Genomic DNA, 6774 nt, shown 5'->3' on the forward strand with positions numbered 1-6774 from the left:
AAATAAAATTATATTATATTGACAATATTTACTTGATATAGTATAATAGTTTTTTATAACAATTTAATAATTTTACTTTTTAGGAGTTCCTATGAAATACATTTATTCATTACTACTTATAACATTCTCTTTATTATCTTGCAGTTCAAATGCCGATAAAATAAAAATAGGCGTTTTGCAATTGGTGGAACATGACGCTTTAGACGCATCTTATAGAGGATTCGTTGACGGACTTAAAGAAGCGGGCTATGAAGATGGAAAAAATATAACAATCGATTATCAGAACGCTCAAGGCGAACAGGCAAATTGCATTCCTATAGCTCAAAAATTTATTAACGATAAAAGCGATTTAATTTTGGCTATTGCTACTCCAGCGGCTCAAGCGGTTGCAAATATGACTAAAGATGTACCTATACTAATAACCGCGGTTACCGACCCTGCCGACTCAAAATTGGTTGACGACAATAACGCTCCTGGAGGAAATGTTACGGGAACTTCCGATTTGACTCCAGTTGAATCGCAAATAGAATTATTAACGGAAATTACTCCGAATGTAAAAACCGTTGGGCTTTTATACTGCTCGAGCGAACAGAATTCCGTATTTCAAATAAATATGGCAAAAAGAAAATTGGATTCTATGGGAATAAAATATATAGATTTGACGGTTTCTAATCCTAATGAAATTCAGCAGGTTTTACAAAGCGCTATTGGAAAAGTCGAAGCGGTTTATACTCCTACAGATAATATGATTGCCGCAGGAATGGCTACAGTCGCTTTAGTCGCAGAACCAGCTAAACTTCCCGTAGTTTGCGGAGAAGGAGGAATGACTATGCTCGGCGGAACCGCGACTTACGGAATAAGTTATTACGAACTCGGAAAATTAACTTCAGTTCAAGCGGTTTCTATTTTGAAAGGCGAAAAAAAGCCTGCCGAAATGCCGATAGAAACTTTGAAAAAATTTGATTTGATTGTTAATACGAATATGGTTGAATCTATCGGTTTGACTATTCCTCAATCGTTATATAATCAATAATGATTTTGAAATATAATAAAGGACTGTTAATTAATGTTTGAAGGAATTTTTCTCGCTATTCAAGGAGCGGCTTCTCAAGGAATAATTTGGGGAATAATGACGCTTGGAGTTTATATAACTTTTAAGGTTTTGGATTTTCCCGATTTAACGGTTGACGGAAGTTTTGCATTGGGCGGAGCGGTAAGCGCGATATTAATATCAAACGGAATGAATCCTTTTATAACTTTAATTTTTGCTTTCTTGGCGGGTTCTTTGGCAGGACTTGCAACGGGAATATTAAATACTAAATTGCAAATACCCGGAATATTGGCGGGAATTCTTACAATGATAGCATTATATTCTATTAATATAAGAGTCATGGGCGGAAGACCGAATATACCGCTTTTAGGAATGGCTACTTCATTAACGATTATTCAAAATATTCTTTCTTTAAGTAAAGTTCTATCCGATTTGCTTGTCGGTTTTATATTTTCATTTTTTATAGTTCTTATTATGTATTGGTTTTTTGGAACGGAAATGGGATGCGCAATAAGAGCGACTGGAAATAACGAAAAAATGATTCGAGCTTTGGGAGTCGATACGAATATAATGAAAACAATCGGGCTTATGATTTCAAACGCTTTAGTTTCTCTTTCAGGCGCTTTGGTTACTCAAAGTCAGGGATATGCCGATGTAGGAATGGGAACGGGAACTATAGTAGTCGGACTCGCTTCGGTTATAATAGGAGAGGTTATTTTTGGAAATAGATTTAATTTTTTATATAAATTATCTTCGATTGTTATGGGTTCTATAATTTACAGAATAATAATAGCGATAGTTCTTCAATTAGGATTAAAGGCTACCGACTTAAAATTATTAACGGCAATAATAGTGGCAATCGCTCTTTCAGTTCCAGTGCTTAATAAAAAGGCTACAAAAATACTAAACCCAAAAAGAAAAGGATGATTATGCTCGAATTAAAAGAAATATATAAAACATTTAACAGAGGAACTATAACCGAAAAAAAAGCAATCAACGGAATCGACTTAAAATTAAACGAAGGAGATTTTGTCACGGTTATCGGCGGAAACGGAGCGGGAAAATCCACTCTTTTAAATTTAATCGCTGGAGTTTACGAATCCGATTATGGAAAAATACTCGTTGACGGAATCGATATTACCGAGAAAAAAGAACACTCGAGAGCGGGACTTTTTGGAAGAGTGTTTCAAGACCCTATGACGGGAACGGCATCAAATATGGGAATAGAAGAAAATCTTGCGCTTGCCAAAAGGAAAGGAAATCCGCGAACTTTGAAATGGGGAATAACGAGAGCGGAGCGAGGCGAATATATTGAAAAATTGAAGAGACTCGATTTGGGCTTGGAAAAAAGATTGAATTTGAAAGTAGGGCTTCTTTCGGGCGGACAGAGGCAGGCGCTTACTTTATTAATGGCGACTCTTAAAAAACCTCGACTGCTTTTACTTGATGAACATACGGCGGCTCTCGACCCAAAAACGGCAAAAAAAGTCCTTGAAATTACCGAAGAGATAATAAGAGAGGATAAATTAACCGCTTTTATGGTTACTCATAATATTAAAGACGCGATTCATTACGGAAACCGCCTTATAATGATGAACGATGGAAATATTATTTATGATGTTTCGGGAGAAGAAAAAAAATCATTGGAAATTTCAGATTTGCTTAAGAAATTTGAAAACGAAGAAAACGCTTTGAGCGATAAATTATTATTGTCTCAATAATAAAGAATATTTATTATTTTTTATTAAAAATAAATTTGACTTTTTTTATTCAATTTATATAATATGTATAAATATATTTTTATATTTTAAGGAGCATTTATATGCCTAAGAAAACGATATTAGTGTTGGACGATGAAAAAAGCATAAGAACTTTGTTTGAAGAAGAATTTAAAGACGAAGGATATAATGTGGTGTCAACCGATGACGGAGAGGAAGCTTTGAAAATGCTTGATAGCGGAAATCCCCAAATCGATTTGATAACATTAGATATTAAAATGCCTAAAATGGACGGACTCGATTTTCTTGCCAAGGTAAGAGAAAATCACAGAGACTTGCCAATAATAATATGCACGGCTTACAATAATTTTAGACATGAATTTTCCGTATGGAACGCAGACGGATATATATTGAAGTCGGGCAACTTGACAGAAATCAAAGACAAAATTAAAAGGCTTATAGGTTAAAATTTTTTATGCCGCATATACGAAAAGACCCAGTAACTAAACAATCGGTAATTATAGCTTCCGACAGAACGGGAAGACCTAGCGATTATATTTCCGTTAAAGACGATGAAAGAATTACAAATTCCGAATTGAATTGTCCTTTTTGCAAAGGGCATGAAAATATAACTCCAGACGCTTCGGTTAGTTTATTCGACAATAACTCCGAATGGGCTGTTAGAATTGTGCCGAATAAATATCCGATAATCGCCGAAACTAAAGCGGGCGAACTTCCGAATATTACGGATTTATTTAACGCTTCAAGTTCAAAAGGTTTTCATGATGTTATAATAGAAAATCCGAATCATAATTTTAATTTTTATAACGCGAAAAGCGAAGATTTATTAAAAATTTTTGACGCGGTTATTTTAAGATTAAAAGAATTATATAAAGAAAGCGATATGCAATATAGTTTGTATTTCAAAAATTTCGGAAGAGAAGCGGGAGCGAGTTTGTATCATTCGCATTCCCAAATGATAACGACTCCTTTTATACCCGTTCAAATGTTTGACGAAATAAACGGCGCTTTGGAATATTATAACGAAAAAAAGAGATGCGTATATTGCGATATAATAAACGAAGAAAAAAATCTTAACGAAAGAGTAATTTGCGAAAATAAAGAATTTATTGCAATATCTCCTTTCGCTTCGAGATTTCCTTATCAAATATATATTCTGCCGAAAAAACATTTTGACAGCATAATCGATTCTTCAGATTATAATTCCGATTTTGCCGACATAGTGAGAGATGTATTTTGCAGAATAAATAAAATTTTGGGCGAGATAAGTTTTAATTATGTTTTGCATACTTTATCGCCGACATTAAAACAAAAAGAAAATTATTCTTCTTCAAATCACTGGTTTTTGGATATAATTCCTAAAATGAGCAAATTGGCGGGCTACGAACTCGGAAGCGGACTTTATATTAATTCGATAACTCCCGAAGATGCTGCAAGAGATTTGAAGAATTTTAGTTAAAAAAAATTTAATTTAAGTGTTGACATTTATTTGCAATATGTTATAATAAATTAAATTGATAATCCGAGATAGCTCAGTCGGTAGAGCAGGTGACTGTTAATCACCGGGTCGCAGGTTCGAGCCCTGTTCTCGGAGCATTAAGCCTCTTATAAGGGGCGTTTATTATGAGTTTTATTGGCGGTTTATAAATTAAATTTGCGTATTGATAAGACAATAAGAATAAATTTTTTCATATTTCCTTTAAATTATATTTGTAAGAGGCTCTCGAATTTTCGGGAGTCTTTTATTAATTAAGAAATATTTATAATATATAATAAAAACTAATAATAAAGTTTTAAGGAGAATAAGAATAAAATGGAAAATAAAATTTTAATAGTTTATTATACGCATTCTTCAAAAACGAAGAAAATAGCGGAAATAATAAAAGAAGAAGTAAACGGCGATATAATGGAAATAGAACCCGAAAATCTATATCCCGTCCCTTACAATGATGTAGTCGAACAGGCTAAAAAAGAAATAAATATGGGCTATAAACCTAAAATAAAAAATAATGTTAATATTGAAGATTACAATATTATTATAGTAGGCTCTCCGAATTGGTGGGACACTATCGCTCCTCCGATAATTACATTTTTGGAAAGCGCCAATTTCAGCGATAAAATTATAGCTCCTTTTTGCACGCATGGAGGCGGCGGAGAAGGAACTTCTTTTAAGGATATTGAAAAAATATCCAAAGCTAAAAAAGTTTTGAAAGGATTTTCTATTTTCGGTTCGGGCGGAAAAACGGCGAGAGAAAAAATAGTCGAATGGCTTAAAGAGATTGGGCTTAAATAATTTCAAAAATAGATTGCCACGCTTACGCTAGGCTTAAAGCCCACAGAGTGAAGCGGGCAGTCGCCAAGTAATCCAAAATTAATGAAATTCTATTTTAAAAATTTAACTTTATAAATAGTGGATTGCTTCGCATTTTTGCAAATGCTCGCAATGACGGTGCAAAAATAATTTGTCATTCGCTCTGCGTCCCTGCGGGAACGAGGCATTGAAAATGCCGAAGTAATCCACACAGTATAGATTGTTTCACTTTGTTCGCATGACGGTGTAAAAAAGATTGTCATTCGCTCTGCGTCCAGTGGGAACGAGCGATAGCGAAGTAATCCAAATCAGAATTCGCTAACTTTCCTAATAACAACGGGCTTTTCCCAACGGGACGCCTTTGGCGAACCCATTGTGTTAACGATACAGAGAAAAGCATGCAAGGGGCTGAAGCCCCTTGTTATTAGAAATATTAACAAAATTCTAAATTTAGATTGCTTCGATTTATAAATAAATCTCGCAATGACAATGTATATATTTGTTCGCAATGACTACGCATATAAAAGAAAAACGGCTTACACAATTAAGTATAAACCGTTTTTTTATTTTTGACTTTATCGTTTTCTAATTATTTATCCCAGTAAGGAACAAAGCTGTAGAAATATTTATTATAATACCAGCCTTCGGATAAGAAAAGTGACCTATTCAATTTATATCCGTAATTGTTTCTAGGGTCTTGTCCTATATAAGTCGTTTCGTCTTCTATCCAAGCTCTGCCTACAGATACTCCTTTTGAATCGTATATTTGGTCGCTGTAATAAATATCAAGCGCATATTCTTGTTTAGGGTTAGCGCTATTTACTTCTCTATCTGCTCTCTTCTTTCCAAGATTAACCACTATAACTTCCAAGTCGCCTTTATGTCCGTCTAATACGGATTTTCTTGTAGGTTTGCCATTGGTTATTCCCATAAATATGTTTATACCTTCATCATCCCAGTTTCCGCTCGCTGGATTCGTTTTTGCGTAAGTTCTATAAAGTCCGCCTATCGTATAAGCGCCGTTAAAATCTCCGCCTTTATACTGAACTATAACGCCCGCAACGAATTTCTTTAACGGAGTTTGATGTTTTCTATCTCCATGCCATATATCCAAATCATTATCGAATAAATAATAATCGTTTCCGCTTTTCAACATCGTTTGAGAGTTTCCATTTTTAGCGTTTCTGATATAAAAAGGTTCGTTAGCATAAGCCACTCTTTTTATAAACTGTTTCCAAAGCCTATTGATTTTGTTCGTATCGGAAGAGTTAACCCAAGTGTATTCCCAGTTTCCGTTTCCGTCATGCACTCCCGCCCAAGGAAGATATACTCTAAAATTCTCGTCATGCAATTTAGGTTTGTCAGGTTGGTCAGGGTCTGGGTCTGGTTCTGGTTCAGGGTCTACTGGAGGATTAGTATTTTCATTCGTGAAAACCTTGTCATTTCCCCAAGTAGGAAGAGAAGTTTCCGGACCGGTATTATTTGTGGAAGGGGTTTCATTCCAACCCTTTTCATAACTTGTAGGGTCGGTGGTCTTTTTCTTTTTACAAGCCGTTAAACCCAACACAAACATTAAAGCCAATAAAACGATGATTAATTTTTTTTGTATAGCCATACAAATACTCCTTTGATAAAAATTATATGGATTTATTCAATCCTTACATCCATAATAT

Annotated in this window: 7 protein-coding genes and 1 tRNA gene; 7 read left to right on the top strand and 1 reads right to left on the bottom strand. The window is 34.5% G+C overall.

Features of this window, described 5'->3' with window-relative positions; all coding sequences use genetic code 11:
- The first annotated feature begins 91 nt into the window (after nucleotides 1–91).
- From ACR0QS_RS09520 to ACR0QS_RS09550, 7 genes are all read left to right on the top strand, one after another.
- The gene (locus tag ACR0QS_RS09520; protein ID WP_432633209.1) at nucleotides 92–1033 is read left to right on the top strand and encodes an ABC transporter substrate binding protein; all 942 of its coding nucleotides are present in this window, start codon (nucleotides 92–94) and stop codon (nucleotides 1031–1033) included.
- Between the two features lie 33 nt (nucleotides 1034–1066).
- A complete protein-coding gene (locus ACR0QS_RS09525) occupies nucleotides 1067–1978 on the top strand; it encodes an ABC transporter permease (protein WP_432633210.1) in 912 nt (303 codons plus the stop codon).
- Nucleotides 1979–1980: 2 nt separating this feature from the next.
- Entirely contained in the window at nucleotides 1981–2772 is a 792-nt protein-coding gene (locus tag ACR0QS_RS09530) for an ABC transporter ATP-binding protein (RefSeq protein WP_432633211.1), read from the top strand.
- A 101-nt stretch (nucleotides 2773–2873) separates the two neighbouring features.
- Nucleotides 2874–3236, top strand: coding sequence for a response regulator (locus ACR0QS_RS09535; protein ID WP_432633212.1), 363 nt, complete (start codon nucleotides 2874–2876; stop codon nucleotides 3234–3236).
- Between the two features lie 8 nt (nucleotides 3237–3244).
- Complete coding sequence (gene galT / locus ACR0QS_RS09540; RefSeq protein WP_432633213.1) at nucleotides 3245–4249, top strand: galactose-1-phosphate uridylyltransferase; 1005 nt, start codon at nucleotides 3245–3247, stop codon at nucleotides 4247–4249.
- A 62-nt stretch (nucleotides 4250–4311) separates the two neighbouring features.
- Nucleotides 4312–4384, top strand: a tRNA-Asn gene (locus ACR0QS_RS09545).
- Nucleotides 4385–4603: 219 nt separating this feature from the next.
- On the top strand, nucleotides 4604–5083 hold the full coding sequence (locus tag ACR0QS_RS09550) for a flavodoxin (protein WP_432633215.1): 480 nt from the start codon (nucleotides 4604–4606) through the stop codon (nucleotides 5081–5083).
- Nucleotides 5084–5690: 607 nt separating this feature from the next.
- On the opposite strand, the gene ACR0QS_RS09555 is transcribed toward ACR0QS_RS09550, so the two are convergent.
- The gene (locus tag ACR0QS_RS09555; protein ID WP_432633216.1) at nucleotides 5691–6716 is read right to left on the bottom strand and encodes a hypothetical protein; all 1026 of its coding nucleotides are present in this window, start codon (nucleotides 6714–6716) and stop codon (nucleotides 5691–5693) included.
- Between the last annotated feature and the right edge of the window lie 58 nt (nucleotides 6717–6774).

The organism is Brachyspira sp., assembly GCF_050873525.1.
GTDB lineage: Bacteria > Spirochaetota > Brachyspiria > Brachyspirales > Brachyspiraceae > Brachyspira.

What these genes read in the sequence shown, in the direction of transcription:
- ACR0QS_RS09520 (WP_432633209.1), top strand. Translation starts at nt 92, where the DNA reads ATGAAATACATTTATTCATTACTACTTATAACATTCTCTTTATTATCT.
- ACR0QS_RS09525 (WP_432633210.1), top strand. Translation starts at nt 1,067, where the DNA reads ATGTTTGAAGGAATTTTTCTCGCTATTCAAGGAGCGGCTTCTCAAGGA.
- ACR0QS_RS09530 (WP_432633211.1), top strand. Translation starts at nt 1,981, where the DNA reads ATGCTCGAATTAAAAGAAATATATAAAACATTTAACAGAGGAACTATA.
- ACR0QS_RS09535 (WP_432633212.1), top strand. Translation starts at nt 2,874, where the DNA reads ATGCCTAAGAAAACGATATTAGTGTTGGACGATGAAAAAAGCATAAGA.
- galT (WP_432633213.1), top strand. Translation starts at nt 3,245, where the DNA reads ATGCCGCATATACGAAAAGACCCAGTAACTAAACAATCGGTAATTATA.
- ACR0QS_RS09550 (WP_432633215.1), top strand. Translation starts at nt 4,604, where the DNA reads ATGGAAAATAAAATTTTAATAGTTTATTATACGCATTCTTCAAAAACG.
- ACR0QS_RS09555 (WP_432633216.1), bottom strand. Translation starts at nt 6,716, where the DNA reads ATGGCTATACAAAAAAAATTAATCATCGTTTTATTGGCTTTAATGTTT.